The 15,940-nt window shown below is 61.3% G+C and carries 17 protein-coding genes; 12 read left to right on the top strand and 5 right to left on the bottom strand.

What is annotated here, in order from left to right:
- Window positions 1-8: 8 nt before the first annotated feature.
- From AC1Q6I_RS01755 to AC1Q6I_RS01745, 3 genes are all read right to left on the bottom strand, one after another.
- On the bottom strand, window positions 9-1,544 hold the full coding sequence (locus AC1Q6I_RS01755) for an amidase (protein ID WP_069076681.1): 1,536 nt from the start codon (window positions 1,542-1,544) through the stop codon (window positions 9-11).
- Between the two features lie 213 nt (window positions 1,545-1,757).
- Complete coding sequence (locus AC1Q6I_RS01750) at window positions 1,758-2,390, bottom strand: ANTAR domain-containing response regulator (RefSeq protein WP_069076680.1); 633 nt, start codon at window positions 2,388-2,390, stop codon at window positions 1,758-1,760.
- A complete protein-coding gene (locus AC1Q6I_RS01745) occupies window positions 2,387-3,535 on the bottom strand; it encodes a transporter substrate-binding domain-containing protein (protein WP_069076679.1) in 1,149 nt (382 codons plus the stop codon). Before AC1Q6I_RS01745 ends, AC1Q6I_RS01750 begins: the two co-directional genes overlap by 4 nt.
- Before the next feature lie 653 nt (window positions 3,536-4,188).
- Here AC1Q6I_RS01745 and urtA point away from each other — a divergent pair.
- The 12 genes from urtA to AC1Q6I_RS01685 all read left to right on the top strand — a co-directional run bounded on the left by urtA (window position 4,189) and on the right by AC1Q6I_RS01685 (window position 14,521).
- Window positions 4,189-5,370, top strand: a complete 1,182-nt coding sequence (urtA, locus tag AC1Q6I_RS01740; RefSeq protein ID WP_065926081.1) for an urea ABC transporter substrate-binding protein — start codon at window positions 4,189-4,191, stop codon at window positions 5,368-5,370.
- A 79-nt stretch (window positions 5,371-5,449) separates the two neighbouring features.
- On the top strand, window positions 5,450-6,352 hold the full coding sequence (gene urtB, locus AC1Q6I_RS01735) for an urea ABC transporter permease subunit UrtB (RefSeq protein ID WP_069076678.1): 903 nt from the start codon (window positions 5,450-5,452) through the stop codon (window positions 6,350-6,352).
- Between the two features lies 1 nt (window position 6,353).
- Window positions 6,354-7,502: an urea ABC transporter permease subunit UrtC gene (urtC, locus tag AC1Q6I_RS01730; RefSeq protein ID WP_069076677.1), complete on the top strand. Its 1,149-nt coding sequence runs from the start codon at window positions 6,354-6,356 to the stop codon at window positions 7,500-7,502.
- Entirely contained in the window at window positions 7,499-8,236 is a 738-nt protein-coding gene (urtD, locus tag AC1Q6I_RS01725) for an urea ABC transporter ATP-binding protein UrtD (protein WP_069076676.1), read from the top strand. Before urtC ends, urtD begins: the two co-directional genes overlap by 4 nt.
- Before the next feature lie 2 nt (window positions 8,237-8,238).
- Window positions 8,239-8,928, top strand: coding sequence for an urea ABC transporter ATP-binding subunit UrtE (gene urtE / locus AC1Q6I_RS01720; RefSeq protein ID WP_069081345.1), 690 nt, complete (start codon window positions 8,239-8,241; stop codon window positions 8,926-8,928).
- 23 nt (window positions 8,929-8,951) lie between these two features.
- Complete coding sequence (gene ureE, locus AC1Q6I_RS01715; protein WP_069076674.1) at window positions 8,952-9,392, top strand: urease accessory protein UreE; 441 nt, start codon at window positions 8,952-8,954, stop codon at window positions 9,390-9,392.
- Window positions 9,389-10,144 (top strand): urease accessory protein UreF, encoded by a 756-nt coding sequence (locus tag AC1Q6I_RS01710; RefSeq protein ID WP_069076673.1) that lies wholly within the window; start codon window positions 9,389-9,391, stop codon window positions 10,142-10,144. The genes ureE and AC1Q6I_RS01710 overlap by 4 nt, the downstream gene beginning before the upstream one ends.
- Before the next feature lie 45 nt (window positions 10,145-10,189).
- Window positions 10,190-10,885, top strand: coding sequence for an urease subunit beta (locus AC1Q6I_RS01705; RefSeq protein WP_069076672.1), 696 nt, complete (start codon window positions 10,190-10,192; stop codon window positions 10,883-10,885).
- 3 nt (window positions 10,886-10,888) lie between these two features.
- Window positions 10,889-12,601: an urease subunit alpha gene (gene ureC, locus AC1Q6I_RS01700; protein WP_069076671.1), complete on the top strand. Its 1,713-nt coding sequence runs from the start codon at window positions 10,889-10,891 to the stop codon at window positions 12,599-12,601.
- Between the two features lie 26 nt (window positions 12,602-12,627).
- Window positions 12,628-13,281, top strand: coding sequence for an urease accessory protein UreG (gene ureG / locus AC1Q6I_RS01695; protein WP_069076670.1), 654 nt, complete (start codon window positions 12,628-12,630; stop codon window positions 13,279-13,281).
- Entirely contained in the window at window positions 13,278-14,156 is an 879-nt protein-coding gene (locus AC1Q6I_RS01690; protein WP_102623998.1) for an urease accessory protein UreD, read from the top strand. Before ureG ends, AC1Q6I_RS01690 begins: the two co-directional genes overlap by 4 nt.
- A 77-nt stretch (window positions 14,157-14,233) precedes the next feature.
- Window positions 14,234-14,521: a hypothetical protein gene (locus tag AC1Q6I_RS01685; RefSeq protein WP_219730552.1), complete on the top strand. Its 288-nt coding sequence runs from the start codon at window positions 14,234-14,236 to the stop codon at window positions 14,519-14,521.
- Window position 14,522: 1 nt separating this feature from the next.
- On the opposite strand, the gene AC1Q6I_RS01680 is transcribed toward AC1Q6I_RS01685, so the two are convergent.
- Complete coding sequence (locus AC1Q6I_RS01680) at window positions 14,523-14,831, bottom strand: plastocyanin/azurin family copper-binding protein (RefSeq protein WP_069076669.1); 309 nt, start codon at window positions 14,829-14,831, stop codon at window positions 14,523-14,525.
- A gap of 12 nt (window positions 14,832-14,843) precedes the next feature.
- Entirely contained in the window at window positions 14,844-15,812 is a 969-nt protein-coding gene (locus AC1Q6I_RS01675; protein WP_069076668.1) for a metallophosphoesterase family protein, read from the bottom strand.
- Window positions 15,813-15,940 lie beyond the last annotated feature (128 nt).

Below are 15,940 nucleotides of genomic sequence, written 5' to 3'. Positions count from 1 at the left end.
CAATCGGTTTACAGCGCCGGGGGTTTAGGGAATGCGCCACGGGCGTGTTCGTAGGCCTGGGCAACGCGTAATGCGAGGGCGTCCTGGAAACGCGGGGCAACGATCATCATGGCTACCGGCAAGCCGTCCGCAAGCCCCGCCGGGATCGACGTCGCGGGGTGCCCCGTGAGGTCAAACGGCGCGGTATTGGCGAGCATGTCCAGTGCACTGTGCACGTACTCCTCGACGGGCGCATCCGCGGCGGTCAACGGCGTGGCTACGAAGGGCATGGTGGGCAGCACCAATACATCAAAATCCTTGAATGCCTCGTCGTACTGGCGCGTCAGCTCCGGTACCAGCATCCGCGCCTTGGCGTAGTAGGCGCCATGCAGGTTTTTCAGGCTGTAGTGACCGGTCAACGCGACCGCTCGCACGCTACTGGACAACGCATCCGCGTGTTCACGGCGTTTTTCGCCGAAGTAACTCATGATGTCCGGGTCGTAATAACCGTCGACGTTCATGCCGTAACCATTGCCCTGCAACATCTGATACGCCGCGCCGTCAGTGGCAATCACGTTCCACAGATCCAATGCCACGCCCGTGTGCCACGGAGCACTCGCTTCGCCGACACTGGCGCCCAAGCTTTCAAGCTGGGCAACCGCCGCCTTGACCAGCGCATCCACCTGCGGCTCGGACATCCCCGGGATCGCAAACCCCTCTCGCAGCAAGCCGATCTTCAAGCCGGCAACGCCCTGGTCCAGCGTCGCGAGGCAGTTGACCGCGGGTGGACTCTTTTGCCGGGAATCAAGCCCATCGGCTCCCGCAATGACATCGAGCATCACTGCCACATCGCGCACGTTATTGGCCATCGGGCCCACGTGATCGATGGTTCGCTCAATCGGGAACGCCCCGGTGTAAGGCACCAGGCCGTAAGTCGGTTTGTGCCCGACGATGCCGCTCCAGGCCGACGGCATCCGGATCGAACCGCCCTGATCGCCGCCGATGGCCATGTCGACTTGGCCAAGCGCCACCAGCACCGCGCTTCCGCTGGACGAGCCGCCTGCATTGCGCGTCAGGTCCCACGGGTTTTTAACCGGGCCGCTGGCGGAGGTGAAACTGGCCCCGGAGAAACACAAGTCTTCACACACCGACTTGCCGACCACCGTGGCCCCGGCCGCCAGCAAGCGTTTGACCACAGTGGCGTCTTCGGACGGGATATACCCGTCCAGGCTCAATGAACCGTTAGCCATGGGGACGCCAGCCACCGACACGTTGTCCTTGATGACCACAGTCCTGCCGGCCAATGGCCCTTGCGCCGCTCCAACGATGCGGGTTTTCACGTACCAGGCGCCGTGCAGGTTGTCTGCCTCGGCGGCTTTGTTGTATTCGCGTTCAGGCGGTTGCTGCGCGACGTTGGCGGCGTACAGCGCATCGATGGCTTCATAGGCGTTCAACGTTTCGTCGGCCAGATTGAGGAAGGCCTCCATCTGGCTATCTGTCAGGTGATAACCGTGGTCTTCGGCGGCCATCAGAAAATCGGCTTTGCTGGGGCGTTTTACGGACATGGTGTTCTCCAAGTGACGTTAAGAACCACCCGATATCGGGTGATCATTGACTCGAACCGGCCGTGCCCAATGCACAGGTTACGGCTCGCTCCGGAGGACTCCATTGTCCATGCCGGTCGCCACGCGGTGATCCATACCTGCCAAGTGAGGCGTATGGCAAACGTCCACGCAGAAGAGGATCAAGCCTTCACAAGCTTGATGCTCAAAGACTGTTCAGGAACAGGCTTGTCGGAACAACTCGTGGGCCTTGACCAGTGCTTCGGCGATTTTTTCCACCGGTTCGCGTTTGGCCATGGCTTGATCTCGCAAGGCGTTGTAGGCATCGGTCTCCGACATGCCCTTGGTTTCGATGAGGATTATTTTCGCCTGCTGCACGGTGCGCATGACCGCCATGCGCCCTTCCAGGCGCTTGACGTGCCTTTCCCGTTCGCGGGCCTTGCGTGACTGACTGAGCGTGATCGCCAACGCGGTCAGCAAACCGAACGACTTCACGGGCGAAGGAATGACAGAGCAAGCGTTCAATTGCACCAATGCCTCGACAATGATCGGGTTCTCATAGGCAATCACCGGAATGATCGGCGGCGTGCTGGCGTGCAGCAGCCATGGTGTGTTGGTCGACAGGCTTTCCGGCGACACCGCCAACACGATCACGTCCGCCTCAGCGCTCAAGCGCTCCGGAATCGGCCATTGCACACGCACCTGACAACCGATGCGCTGCAACTGTTCGATCAGGTTGCGTCCATCCTCGTCATCCGGGTGCATCACCAATACGCTGACGTCGCGCAGGTCCTTGATGCCACCGGCACCGTCGTTGCGCAGGCGTTTCTTGGCGGCGCGCACGGTCATAGACGTCTCCCCACCGAGCCGGACCATTCATTGAAATTGGGTGCAATGGCATATGGGTCAGGCTTGAGTGCACGCTGGCTTTCGTAAAGGATGTCGAATTGACCCTCGACATTGGCCCGGCCGATCCGCGAAAACAGGTACGTATGGTGATTGTTGGCATCGATCCGAATGCGTCCTTGTGGCGCTTCGAATTCCAGCCCGCGCATGGCCTGCAGCACAGCCTCCACTTCAGTGCTGCCCGCTCGAACGATCGCCTTGGCCAGCAAATGCACCTGGAAGTAGGCCGCCTCCCAGCAACGGTCAGTGACCTGATGCTGACCAAACAGCTCGCGGTATTGGGCAATGCATTGGCGGTTGGTCGGCGTGTCCACCGACTGAAAATACGTAGCCGCCGAAATATGCCCCGCGCCCAGGTGAACACCCATTTGCTGAATGTCGGTTTCGCTGGTCGTCAGGCTGGCAATCGGCATCACTGCCGGATCAAAGCCTGCGTCGGCGTAGGCCTGGTACAAATGCCCCATGGTTTCACCGACGACTGTCGAGAAAATAAACGAGGGCTTGAGTTCCTTGGCCTTGACCATCAGCTTGGCGAAATCTTCCGGCCGCGCATTTTTCAGCGGCAGGTAATACTCGCCCAGCTTGGTGCCGCCACGCTCGTACAACAGGTCGCTCATCAAGCGATTGGTTTCGTACGGGTAGACGTATTCGGAACCGATCATCAACACGCGATTGCCGAAGTTGTCCAGCATGTAATTACCCAGCGGCAAGGCATTGTGATTCGGTGTGGCGCCGGTGTAGATGATGTTGCGCGAATACTCGAAACCTTCGTAATACACCGGGTACAGCAACAGGGCGTCGTAGCGCTCGACAATCGGCAGTGCCGCCTTGCGTGCAGCCGAGGTGTAGCAACCAAAGAAAAACCGCAGGTGTTCTTCGCGGATCAGCGATTCGATGTGCATGGCGTACAGCGCAGGCGTTGAATCGGGGTTGCGGGTGATCAACTGCAGCGGGCGACCATCGACCCCGCCGGCCGCATTGATCTGCGCAATCGCGAACTGCGCGCCGCGCATCGTCGAGCCCTCGGCAGCCGCCGTGACACCGGTATCGGAAAACAGACCGCCTATGCGGATCGACTGGTCAACCATGCCTATAAACCTTGTTCAACGTGAGAAAAGACACCCGCTCGTGGATGGGGGTCTGGAGGCCTGTGCAAAAAAATGATTGAACGAGACGCCGTGTAAACGCAACGGCTGCTCTCAGGCGGGTTGTGCCTGGGGCTGGCGCGACAACGCTGTCAGGGCCAGTCATGCGAGGGGCCTTCCACACCTGCCAAGGATGGGCGTGTGACAAGGGACCCTGCGAGGGTGTTGCCTGTCACTCATGCAGATAGTGGGCCACACACAACGGGCAACCTGCTCGCCTGGCGCCAGCCGGTTTCAATCCTTGCCTTGGAGCCAACCCATGCCGCCCACATGCTCACGGTATTGGTGCATTTATCATGCATTCGCGCCAAAGCAGCGCAGGCCAGTGACACGCGGCAATAGATGCAGGAGTCACTCGCCCCCTCCCCTCAACTGCCCGGAAAACGCCCTGGTCGCAATTGGCACTGCCCTTGCTATAACTCTCCAGAGACATCGCGCCAGCTGTTTGCCCTACGCCCCCTTGGCAAGTAGGGAAGCACCTCGCGTACGACTGGATCGGACACAGCTGTCCCGCCAGATTCGGCACAAGAAGCCTGATTTCCCGACTATTGATTTAGCCGGGATGTCGGGCTTTTTTTATTCCTGGAGAGAAGTGAATGCACAACGACAAACGCCGTTTGATCAAGCATGCCCTGTTGCTGGGCGCCTTCAGCCTGTTGCCGTTTTCCCTGGTCAGCCAGGTGCAGGCAGCCGAGACCGTGAAGGTCGGCATCATCCACTCGCTGACCGGCACCATGGCCATCAGTGAGGCCTCGGTGGTGGATGCGGAAAAACTCGCCATCGACGAAATCAACGCCAGCGGTGGCGTGCTCGGCAAGACCATCGAACCGATCGTCGAGGACGGTGCCAGCGATTGGCCGACCTTCGCCGAGAAGGCGCGCAAGCTGTTGGAAAACGATCACGTTGTCGCTACGTTCGGCGCCTTCACCTCGGCGTCGCGTAAAGCGGTGTTGCCGGTGTTCGAACGCAACAAGGCGTTGCTGTATTACCCGACGTTCTATGAAGGCCTGGAAAAATCCCCGGCCATCATCTACACCGGCGCCGAAGCGTCGCAGCAAACCCTGGCAGCCGTCAGCTGGTTGATGGCCAACAAAGGCAAGACCGTCTACCTCGTGGGGTCGGACTACATCTGGCCGCGCACCACCAATAAGCTGGCACGGGCGTCGGTGACCAAGCAGGGCGGATCCATCGTCGGTGAGGATTACCTGCCCCTGGGCAACATCGAGTTCTCCTCGGTGATCAACAAAATCAAGGCCGCCAAGCCCGACATCGTGCTGTCCACCATCGTCGGTGGCTCAAACGTGGCGTTCTACAAACAGCTCAAGGCCGCCGGCATCGACAGCAGCAACCAGACGCTGATGGCGCTGGCCGTCACCGAAGAAGAAGTCACCGGCATCGGCGCCGAAAACCTCACCGGTTTTCTCACCTGCATGAGCTACTTCCAGAGCCTGAAAAACCCGGTCAACGAGAAATTCGTCGCCGCCTTCAAGGCCCGCTATGGCGACAAACGCGTGGTCGGCGACCCAATGGCTGCCGCGTACACCGCAGTGTACCTGTGGAAGAAAGCCGTGGAAAAAGCCGGCAGTTTCGACGTCCCGGCCGTGATCGCCGCGTCCTCGGAACTGACCCTCGACGCGCCTGAAGGCGAGGTCAAAGTCCACAAGGACAACCACCACCTGTGGAAGCGCGCGCGTATCGGCACCCTCAATGCCCAGGGTCAGGTTGACGTGATCTACGAGTCCGCGCCCATCGAGCCCAACCCTTTCCCGAAACTGTGATGCAGGGTCGGGCGCGATCTGACTCGCGCCCTCTCCCGCCCACGCGGTCCGCCAACGTGCAGCGACAGGTAGCGACGCAATGACTTTCGATATTTTGGTGATGCAGGTCTTCAGCGGGTTCTCGCTGTTCTCGGTGTTGGTACTGATGGCCCTGGGGCTGACCATCGTGTTCGGCCTGATGGGCGTAATCAACATGGCCCATGGCGAGTTGATGGCGATGGGGTCCTACATGACCTACGTCACGTCCGTGGTGTTTGCGCGCTACTTTCCCGACTACATGGGCTGGTATTTCGTGATCGGCATCGGCGTGGCCTTCGTCGTGACCTTCGCGTTTGGTTTCTTGCTCGAACGCTGCTTTATTCGCTTCATGTACAACCGCCCGCTCGACACGCTTCTGGCGACCTGGGGCCTGTCGTTGGTGCTGCAGCAGGTGTTCCGCCAAGTCTTCGGGCCCAAGGAAGTCAGCGTGCCCACCGTGCAATGGCTGCAAGGCGCCTGGAAGATCAGCGATGGCCTGGAACTGCCGCTCAACCGGATTTTCATCATCGGCCTGACACTGGTCATCGCCGGCGCCGTGTTTCTGTTTTTGTACCGCAGCCGCTGGGGTTTGCGCATTCGCGCGGTGACCCAGAACCGCGCCATGGCCGGGGCGGCCGGCATCAACACCGCCCGCGTCGACGCGGTCACGTTTGCCCTGGGCTGCGGGCTGGCCGGGATCGCCGGCAGCTCGTTCACCATGCTCGCCTCGACCGGCCCGGTGAGCGGCCAGCAGTACCTGGTCGACACCTTCATCGTCGTGGTGTTTGGCGGGGTGGAGAGTTTGCTGGGCACCTTCCTGTCGGCCTTCGCCATCGGCCAGACGCAGATTTCGCTGGAATACCTCACCACCGGATCCATGGCCAAAGCCATCACGCTGCTGGTGGTGATCGTGCTGCTGTTCTTCCGCCCCAACGGCTTGTTCGCCGCGAAAGTGAGACGCTGAGATGAACGATATGACTGAGACGCCCCTCACCCGCCCCAGCACCTCGACGCCGACCACGCGCTGGCTGCGCGCCGGGTTGCTGCCGTTGCTCGAGCGCCACAGCCTGGCCTGGCTGTCGCTGCTGTTGCTGGTGATATTGCCCCTGAGCCTGGGCGACTTTCGCCTGGGCCTGGCCGGCAAATATTTGAGCCTGGCGTTCTGCGCCGTGGGCATGGTGATGATCTGGGGGTACGGCGGGATACTCAGCCTGGGCCAGGGCATCTTCTTTGGCCTTGGCAGCTACATGATGGCGATGTACCTGAAACTTGAAGCCACGGCCACCGACGAAGCGGCGAGCGCACTCGCCGCCTTCTACGGCTCGGCGTTGCCGGACTTCATGATCTGGAACAGCGTCGACGCGCTGCCCTGGTGGTGGAAGCCTTTCGAGTCGGCGACATTCACCTTTGCGGCGATCCTCATCCTCCCGACATTGCTCGCGTTTGTATTCAGCTACGCGTATTTCAAGAAGCGCGTGGGCGGCGTGTACTTTTCGATCATCACCCTGTCGTTGGCGGCGATCATGTCGATCATGATCATCGGCCAGCAAGGCTACACCGGTGGCGTCAATGGCCTGACCGACTTCAAGACCGCCTTTGGCATGAGCCTGCAAACGCCTCAAACGCCCTGGATTCTGTACCTGATCACCACCCTGTTGCTGCTGGGCTGCGTGGCGTTGTGCGGGTTCATCCTGCGCAGCCGACTGGGCAAAGTGGTGGTGGCGATCCGTGACCGTGAGGACCGCGTGCGGTTTTCCGGCTACAACACAGCACTGTTCAAAGCGTTCATCTTTGCCGTGGCGGCACTGATCTCGGCGCTCGGCGGAGTGATGTTCACCCTGCAGGTCGGCCTCGCGTCGCCGTCGCTGGTGGGCATCATCCCCTCGACCGAAATCGTCATTTACGCAGCCCTTGGCGGGCGTCTGTCGCTGGTGGGTGCGGTGTACGGCACGCTGTTGATTGGCGTGGCCAAAACCTACCTGTCGGAAAATTTCGTCAACTTCTGGCAGTACTTCATCGGTTTCCTGTTCATGGGCGTGGTGCTGTTCTTGCCGACCGGGCTGGCCGGTTTGCTGCAACGCCTTGGCCACGCCCAACAGGAGGTGCAGTCATGAGTGGCCTGTTGCTGAGTGTCGAAGACCTCACGGTGTCGTTCGACGGGTTCAAGGCAGTGGACAGCCTGAATTTCTATGTCGAAGAAAACCAGGTGCACGTAGTGATCGGCCCTAACGGCGCGGGCAAGACCACCCTGCTTGACATGATCTGCGGCAAAACCCGCCCGAGTGCCGGCAGCATCCGTTTCAAGGACCTGCAACTGGCCAACATGATCGAGTACCAGATCACCCGCGCGGGCGTTGGGCGCAAGTTCCAGAACCCTTCGGTGTATGAAGACCTCACCGTGCGCGAGAACCTCGACATCTCATCGCCTGGCAAACGCGGCATTTTTAACTGCCTGTTCGCCCGCAAAGACGCGGCCCTGCAAGCAGAGATCGAGCAGACCGCCGAGATGATTTTCCTCCAGGACCAACTGGGGCGCAAAGCCGGGCTGTTGTCCCACGGGCAAAAGCAGTGGCTGGAGATCGGCATGTTGCTGATGCAGCGCCCGGACCTGTTGCTGCTGGACGAGCCGGTGGCCGGCATGAGTGCAGGCGAACGGGAAAAGACCGCGGGCCTGCTCAAGCGTATCGCCAAGGGCCGCGCCATGGTGATCATCGAGCACGACATGGAGTTCGTGAAGTCAGTGGCTGACAAAGTCACCGTCCTGCACCAGGGCAAAACCCTGGCCTACGGCTCGATGGATCAGGTGCAAAACGATCCTCGCGTCATCGACGTCTATCTGGGGCACTGAGCATGCTGACCGTCAATAACCTGAACGTGTATTACGGCGACAGCCATGTGCTGCGCAACCTCAACCTGGCTCTCGCACCCGCCGAGTCCCTGGCGATCATGGGTCGCAACGGCATGGGCAAGACCACCCTGCTCAGAAGCCTGGTGGGCATGCTGCCGACACGTAGCGGCAGCATCACGCTGGCGGGCCAGGAACTCACTGCCAGCAAGAGCTATGAGCGGGTGGCCGCCGGGGTGGGCTTCGTGCCACAGGGGCGGATGATTTTTCCGTACCTGACGGTTGAGGAAAACATCCTCACGGGCATGCAGGGCGCCCCAGCCGCGCCGATTCCCGACTACATCTACGAGTACTTCCCGGTGCTGTTCGAGATGCGTCGACGCAAGGGCGGCAACCTCTCCGGCGGCCAGCAACAACAGCTGGCGATTGCCCGCGCGCTAGTGTCCAACCCCAAAGTGCTGATCCTGGATGAGCCGACCGAGGGCATTCAGCCATCGATCATCAAGGACATCGCCCGGGCCCTGAACCTGCTGAAAAAAGAACGGGGGTTTTCGCTGATCGTCTCCGAACAGGTGCTGTCGTTTGCGATGGCAGTGGCCGACCGTTACCTGATCATCGAGAAAGGCGAGTTCGTCCACAGCGAGGTCCGGGAAACCGTCGACCGCGAGCGCATCCTGCGCTACCTGACCATCTGAAACCGGACCTGGGAGCGCACACCATGTTGATCCTTGACCGCATTCTGGGCCAGGCCAGCGACCCTGCCCTCGCCGACCGTTTGCATGACCTCAGCCACGCAGGCCAGGTCGAAACCCTCAGCCTGTCGGCCAGCGATATTCAGCGTCATCGCCTGCGCCTGGCCAGTGATCGCGGCACCGACTGTGCGATTCGGCTGGAGCGCCATCAGCAACTGCGTAACGGCTCGGTGCTGATGCTCGACGGTCAGCGCGCCATCGTCGTGCAAATGCAGGACGTGCAGTTTCTCGACCTGCAACCGAGGGACGCTGCCGCAGCGCTGGAGCTGGGGTATTTCGCCGGAAACATGCACTGGGCCGTGCGCTTTGCAGGCACGACGTTACGGATCCCGCTGAATGGCCCGCAGGCCGATTACCTCGAACGTCTGGCGCCGATGCTCGCGGACGGCCGGGTGCAGCGCCTATGAGCGCCGCACCGGCCGATTTGCGCAGCAGCCTGCTGGCGCTGCAACAGGCGGACAGCTTTTTCCCCGGCGGCGCGGTTGCCTGGTCATGGGGGCTGGAAACGCTGGTGGCCGATGCACGCCTGGGGCAGAACGACTCGATGACCGACCGCGTCCCTGTCAGGCGCCGTCAGCGCGGGCTGCAGAATGATCGCAGCGTTCAGGTGCGGGCCTTCGTCGAAGGGCAATTGCGCCATCGCTGGAACAGTTTTGACCGGGTGTTTTTATGCGCCGCCTGGCACGCGGCGGCTGACCTCGCCACCCTGATGGACCTGGACAGTCACATCGAGGCCCTGACCCTGGCAGAGGAACTGCGCCAAGGCTCACGTCGCGTTGGCCAATCGTTGCTGGGCGTGCATGTCGCGCTCGGTACACCCGGCGCTGCCGCTTACCAGCAACACGTGCTCGCCCGAGCAACGCCGGGGCATTTGCCGGTGCTGCAAGGGCTGCTGTGGAAACGTCTCGGCATGCCACTCGAGCACTGCCAACTCGCTGCCGCCCATGGGTTATGCACCGGACTGGTCAGCGCCGCTGTGCGCCTGGGCGTAATGGGGCATGTGGATGCGCAGCGGGTGCTTACCGATATCCAGCCCTTGCTCCTGCAACTGCTGGCTGAGGCTCCGCTCGCCCCCGACGACGCCAGCGGTTTCACACCCATGGCCGAGATTGCCGTGATGCGTCACGAAACCCAGGACCTCCGTCTTTTCGCCAATTGAGGTGGCAGGCACGAAAACGCCTGCTGCCGACACAGGAGCTTGAACATGCTGCTGACGCCCACCGAACTTGAGCGGCTGACGCTGTACACCGCCGCCGAACTCTCGCGTAAACGCCGCGCCAAAGGGCTGCGCCTGAACTTTCCGGAAGCCTCGGCGCTGATTGCCGATGAAATACTGGAAGGCGCCCGTGAGGGGCGCAGCGTGGCCGAGCTGATCAGTTTCGGCTCAACGCTCCTCAACACTGACGATGTCATGCCCGGCGTGGCCGATCTGCTGCCGGTGCTGCAAGTGGAGGGTACGTTCCCCGATGGCACCAAACTGGTCACCGTGCATCAGCCGATTCGACCCGGCCAGTTGCCGTTGGCCGTCATGCCGACGCCTGGCGAAATCATCTCGCCCGAGTGCGATATACAGCTCAACAGCGGTCGCCCCACGACCACCGTACGGGCGATCAATACCGGCGACCGGCCGGTGCAAATCGGCAGTCACTACCACTTTTTCGAAGTCAACAAGGCGCTGGATTTCCCCCGCGCCGCCGCCTTCGGCATGCACCTGGACATTCCCGCCGGCACCGCCGTGCGTTTTGAGCCGGGGGAGCTGCGCGAAGTGCACCTGGTGCAATTCGGCGGCACGGGTGACATCCACGGTTTCAGCGGTTTGACCAACGGCAACCTGCACGATCCGGCCTGCAAAGCCATCGCGCTCGATCGCGCGCGCGCTCAACAGTTCAAGGGGGCGTGATCCATGGCAACGATGACTCGCAAGGAATACGCCGCGATGTACGGCCCCACCACCGGCGACGCCGTGCGCCTGGGGGATACTTCGCTGCTGGCCGAGGTGGAATTCGACCACTCGGTGCCCGGCGATGAATGCCTGCACGGCGGCGGCAAGACCCTGCGCGACGGCATGGGCCTGATGCCGGGGCATGACAGCGCAGACGGCGCGCTGGACATGCTGATCTGCAACGCGCTGATCATCGACCCGGTGATCGGCATCGTCAAAGGCGACATCGGCATCAAGGACGGCAAGATCGTAGCCATCGGCAAGGCCGGCAATCCGCAGGTCATGGACGGTGTGCATCCGCTGCTGATCTGCGGCATCGCAACCACCGTGCGCGACGCTGAAGGCCTGATCGTCACGCCCGGCGGGATCGACGTGCACGTGCATTTCGATTCTGCGCAACTCTGCGACCACGCGCTCGCCGCGGGCCTGACGACGCTGATCGGCGGCTCGCTTGGGCCGATTACCGTGGGGATCGACTGCGGCGGCGAATGGAATGTTGGCAAGATGCTGCAAGCCTCTGAAGCCTGGCCAATCAATTTCGGCTTTCTCGGCAGGGGTAATTCCAGCAAGCCGGAATCGCTGCTCGGCCAACTGCGTGGTGGCTGCCTGGGTTTGAAGATCCACGAGGACTGGGGCGCGATGCCCGCCGTGATCGATACCTGCCTCAAGGTGGCCGATGAATACGACTTTCAGGTGCAACTGCACACTGACACCCTGAATGAGTCGGGCTTTCTCGAAGACACGCTGGCCGCCATCGGCGACCGCACGATCCACATGTACCACACCGAAGGTGCAGGCGGCGGCCACGCCCCGGACATCATCAGCGTGGCAGGAAAATCCAACTGCATCCCCTCCTCGACCAACCCGACCAATCCGTACACCGTCAACACCTTCGACGAGCACCTGGACATGATCATGGTCTGCCATCACCTCAATCCGGACGTGCCGGAAGACGTGGCATTCGCAGAGTCCAGGGTCCGTCCGCAGACCATCGCCGCCGAAGACATCCTGCACGACACCGGGGCGATTTCGATCCTGGGCTCCGACAGCCAGGGCATGGGGCGCATCAACGAGGTGATCTGTCGCACCTGGCAACTGGCCTCGAAGATGAAAGACCAACGCGGCCGTTTGCCGGAAGAAAAAACCGGATTGGGCGACAACGAACGCATCAAGCGTTACATCGCCAAGTACACGATCAATGCTGCGCGGGTGTTCGGAATCGACAGTTATATCGGCTCGCTGGAGCCGGGCAAGATCGCTGACCTGGTGCTGTGGCGCCCTGCCTTTTTTGGCATCAAGCCGGAGCTGGTGGTCAAGGGCGGTTTTATCGTGCACGGCGTGATGGGCGACTCGGCAGCCTCGCTGTACACCTGCGAACCGCTGATCATGCGCCCGCAATGGGGTGCCTTCGGTGAAGCCAAACAGGCGCTGTCGGTGAATTTCGTCAACCGCCTCGCGGTAGAGGCCAATACCGCCGAGAAGCTGGGCCTGAAAAAAGTCCTGTTGCCGGCCTTCGGCACCCGCACCCTGCGCAAGTCCGACATGCTGCACAACGACGCCTGCCCGGACATTCGCGTCGACCCACAGACCTTCGATGTGTACGCCGACGGTGAGCGCTTGACCTGCGAGCCGGTCAGCGAAGTGCCCCTGGCCCAGCGCTACATGTTGCGCTGATCACAGCCAATAAAAGGAACCCGATAATGAGCACTGCATTCCACGCCGTACCGCAGCCGCAAGCCCACCCCGGCGCCGCGCGAGTCGGGATTGGCGGCCCGGTCGGTTCGGGCAAGACTCGCCTGCTGGAGCAACTGATTCCGCGCTTCATCGCGCGCGGCACCGAACTGGCCATCATCACCAACGACCTGGCGACCCGCGAGGACGCCGAACGGGTGCAGCGCAGCGGCCTGATCGACCCACAACGGGTGCTCGCGGTAGAAACCGGCGCCTGCCCGCACACGGCGATCCGCGAAGACCCGACGCTGAACCTGCAAATGGCCGACGAACTGGAAGCGCGATTCGAGAACCTGGACCTGATCCTGATTGAGTCCGGTGGCGACAACCTGGCCTCGACCTTCTCGTTGGACTTGGTGGATTACTGGATCTTTGTGATTGATGTTGCTGGCGGCGATGACATCCCGCGCAAACGAGGGCCAGGCGTGTTGAGCTGTGATCTGCTGGTGGTCAACAAATATGATCTGGCGCCCTATGTGGGCGTTGATCTGCCACGCATGCGTCGCGAATCCGCCGAAGCCCGCAACGGCCGGCCCGTGCTGTTCACCAACTGCGCGACGGGTGACGGGGTCGACGCGGTAGTCGAAGCCATCAGCCGCGCCGTATTGTTTGACCGACCATGAACGCGCCGCAGGAACTGCTTCGCCCGTTGATTGCCCCGCCCCAGGCATCGTCACCGGTGCAGGCCCGGATCGCCTTCAGCAAAGCGCCGTCCGGCGCCAGTTATATCAGCGAGCAGCGCGTGGGCTATCCCTTTCATCTGGGCCGCACCCTGAAGCTGCCGGACGACCCGAAAGACATGGCCGCCGTGTATGTGCAGTCGTGCTCGGGCGGGATTTTCGCAGGGCAGGATTTGCGGATGCACCTGCATGCCGGGCCGGACACTCAAGTCCATGTCAGCACTGGCGCGGCGACGGTAGCGCACAGCATGCTCGAGCAATCGGCACGCCAGACTGTCAGCCTCACCGCCGAACGCGGAGCATTGCTGGAGTACCTGCCAATGGCGACGATCCTGTTTCCCCAGGCAAACCTGTACAGCCAGGTGAGGGTGAATCTGCACCCGGGCGCCAGGGTGATGCTGTGCGACGCGTTTTGCCTGCACACCCCTCAAGACAGTGCCGGCCTCTTCGATTTCTACCGCGCCGACCTGGAAGTGCGCTGCCCGGCAGGCCGCTTACTGGCCGGCGATCGCCTGGCGCTGAGCGGGCAAGACCTGCTGCGGCAATTACCGGGCGTCAGTCATGCCTTCCAGACCCTGGCAACATTTATGCTTGTGGGCCAGGGCTTACCTGTCGAAGCGTTGAAAACAGCCTTGCGCAATGCCCTACCCGCTCACCCCGACCGCTATCTGGGTGTCAGCGCGTTGCCCAACGATTGCGGGGTTTCATTACGCATCATGACCCTTGATGCCGTGTCACTGCGCAACAGCCTTCACACAGCCTGGGCGTGCGTGCGTGAGCATCTGACCGGCGTGGCACCGCGTGTACGTCGCAAATGAGTGCTGATGCTGCTCAAGCTCTTTGTAGATGATGGCGCGCCCGCTTCCACCGCGCCGGCCCTTGCGCAAGGACAGTCATGAAAGAAGTCACAACCCCCAGGCAGCGTAAGGAAAACCGCCTCGTGCACATCCACATTATTTACACCCACACAAAGATGCTGCTCTCCAAAAAACCTTACTCTTCATGGGTAGAGATTCAGAATCAGTACCCTGACTACCTGACATCGCTTGGCCCCTGGGATGACCAAGCCGTTATCGAATACCTGGCAGACGAATATTGCCAACTCTCTCCGCCCCCGAAGGAGCAGGTCGCGGCCTTCATCGCGGCAACTGAAGAGACAACGGTACTGACGTTTTCCGGCTAGATTATTGAGTCACGATAATCCTCCCGATCATCTGCGGATGCAGCGCACAGAAGTACTCAAACTCCCCTGGGGTATCGAACACCCAGGAAAAACTATCGTCCGTATCCAGCGCTCCCGAGCGAAACACCTTGTGGGTTTCCGCGACCGTGTGCGGGACCTGATCGTCGTTCACCCACGTCACTTTGGTGCCCACGGCCACGGTCAGATCCTTGGGGTCGAACATGAATTGCTTGATGTCGATCTTCACTTCCTGCGCCCACACCGGCATCGACAACATCAGGCACAGCAGCGCCAACAGTCGCGTTTTCATTTGTCCACCCTCTTAAACCAATGTCGAGTCAATCAGCGCCAACGGGTGATCGCCCTGCGTGGCACGCACCTCGGTAACCCCCAGATAATTGCGCAACTGATCCGCCGCCACCGTCATCGGCCCCGGTGAAGGTGCCGCACCCGGTGCAGGTTGCGGATACGCCGTGCCACGGGCGGTGTGGAAGGTGATGTTGCCTTCGACCTTCTGAATGACCTGGTGAATATGCCCGTTCAGCACCGTCACCGAACCAAACTTGCGCAGCATCGCGATCGCCTGATCGCCGTCCTCGGTGCCCCAGCCCCATGGCTGATAAATCGTCCACAACGGAATGTGGGTGAAGACGACGATGGGTGTACTGCTCGACACCACGCGCAAGTCATCCGCCAGCCAGGCGAGTTGATCGGCGCCGAGATTGGCCTCACGCCCCGCTTGAAAATTGAAGACATTCACCAGCGCAATGAAATGCACGCCGTGATCGTCGAAGCTATACCAGCCATTGCCTTTGGTGCCCTTGCCATAACGCTCCAGATAGAGCGCGCCGCCGCCCGCATCGAGCGTGTCGTGCTCGCCCGGCACGTAATGCACGGTGGACGGCAGCGCCTTGAGCAACTGCGCCGACGTGTCGAATTCCTCGGCTTTGGACAGGTGGGTAATGTCGCCGGTATGAAGGATCAGCGAAGGCCGTTTCGGCAGCGCAATAACTTTGTCGATCGCCACTTGCAGGGTCTTCACCGGCTCCGGATTGGCCTCCTTGTTGAAGCCGATGTGCGAGTCGCTGATCTGTACGAAGTGGAAGGTGCTGTCCAACGCCTCGGGATCGGAAACGTTGCCCGCCGCATCCAGCGCAAAGGCTTTCGGAATGCCGCCATGCAAGGCCCAGATGACGCCGGCCCCGGCCCACGCCGAACACTTGAGCAGCGTGCGCCGGTCCGGGTTGAGCAAGCCGTCGGTGCGGCGTTGAGGTTTTGTGTGCATGGCCATCGGTGTGTCCTCGCGGGCGAACTACAGTGAGGTAGCTGACACGAGGGAAACCTTGCGCGGTGGCGGTTTATTCCGAGCCAAAAAATAAATTCTTTTGCGGGAATAAACGCCCGCGCAGCACAGTTATA

The sequence above is a fragment of the Pseudomonas sp. MPR-R2A5 genome (genome assembly GCF_058793055.1).
The sequence above is the reverse complement of the archived record's forward strand: the minus strand, read 5'-3'. Positions and strand labels throughout refer to the sequence as shown.

Excerpts from the sequence above, each read along its gene's own strand:
- AC1Q6I_RS01755 (WP_069076681.1), bottom strand. The coding sequence starts at position 1,544 with ATGTCCGTAAAACGCCCCAGCAAAGCCGATTTTCTGATGGCCGCCGAA.
- AC1Q6I_RS01750 (WP_069076680.1), bottom strand. The coding sequence starts at position 2,390 with ATGACCGTGCGCGCCGCCAAGAAACGCCTGCGCAACGACGGTGCCGGT.
- AC1Q6I_RS01745 (WP_069076679.1), bottom strand. The coding sequence starts at position 3,535 with ATGGTTGACCAGTCGATCCGCATAGGCGGTCTGTTTTCCGATACCGGT.
- urtA (WP_065926081.1), top strand. The coding sequence starts at position 4,189 with ATGCACAACGACAAACGCCGTTTGATCAAGCATGCCCTGTTGCTGGGC.
- urtB (WP_069076678.1), top strand. The coding sequence starts at position 5,450 with ATGACTTTCGATATTTTGGTGATGCAGGTCTTCAGCGGGTTCTCGCTG.
- urtC (WP_069076677.1), top strand. The coding sequence starts at position 6,354 with ATGAACGATATGACTGAGACGCCCCTCACCCGCCCCAGCACCTCGACG.
- urtD (WP_069076676.1), top strand. The coding sequence starts at position 7,499 with ATGAGTGGCCTGTTGCTGAGTGTCGAAGACCTCACGGTGTCGTTCGAC.
- urtE (WP_069081345.1), top strand. The coding sequence starts at position 8,239 with ATGCTGACCGTCAATAACCTGAACGTGTATTACGGCGACAGCCATGTG.
- ureE (WP_069076674.1), top strand. The coding sequence starts at position 8,952 with ATGTTGATCCTTGACCGCATTCTGGGCCAGGCCAGCGACCCTGCCCTC.
- AC1Q6I_RS01710 (WP_069076673.1), top strand. The coding sequence starts at position 9,389 with ATGAGCGCCGCACCGGCCGATTTGCGCAGCAGCCTGCTGGCGCTGCAA.
- AC1Q6I_RS01705 (WP_069076672.1), top strand. The coding sequence starts at position 10,190 with ATGCTGCTGACGCCCACCGAACTTGAGCGGCTGACGCTGTACACCGCC.
- ureC (WP_069076671.1), top strand. The coding sequence starts at position 10,889 with ATGGCAACGATGACTCGCAAGGAATACGCCGCGATGTACGGCCCCACC.
- ureG (WP_069076670.1), top strand. The coding sequence starts at position 12,628 with ATGAGCACTGCATTCCACGCCGTACCGCAGCCGCAAGCCCACCCCGGC.
- AC1Q6I_RS01690 (WP_102623998.1), top strand. The coding sequence starts at position 13,278 with ATGAACGCGCCGCAGGAACTGCTTCGCCCGTTGATTGCCCCGCCCCAG.
- AC1Q6I_RS01685 (WP_219730552.1), top strand. The coding sequence starts at position 14,234 with ATGAAAGAAGTCACAACCCCCAGGCAGCGTAAGGAAAACCGCCTCGTG.
- AC1Q6I_RS01680 (WP_069076669.1), bottom strand. The coding sequence starts at position 14,831 with ATGAAAACGCGACTGTTGGCGCTGCTGTGCCTGATGTTGTCGATGCCG.
- AC1Q6I_RS01675 (WP_069076668.1), bottom strand. The coding sequence starts at position 15,812 with ATGGCCATGCACACAAAACCTCAACGCCGCACCGACGGCTTGCTCAAC.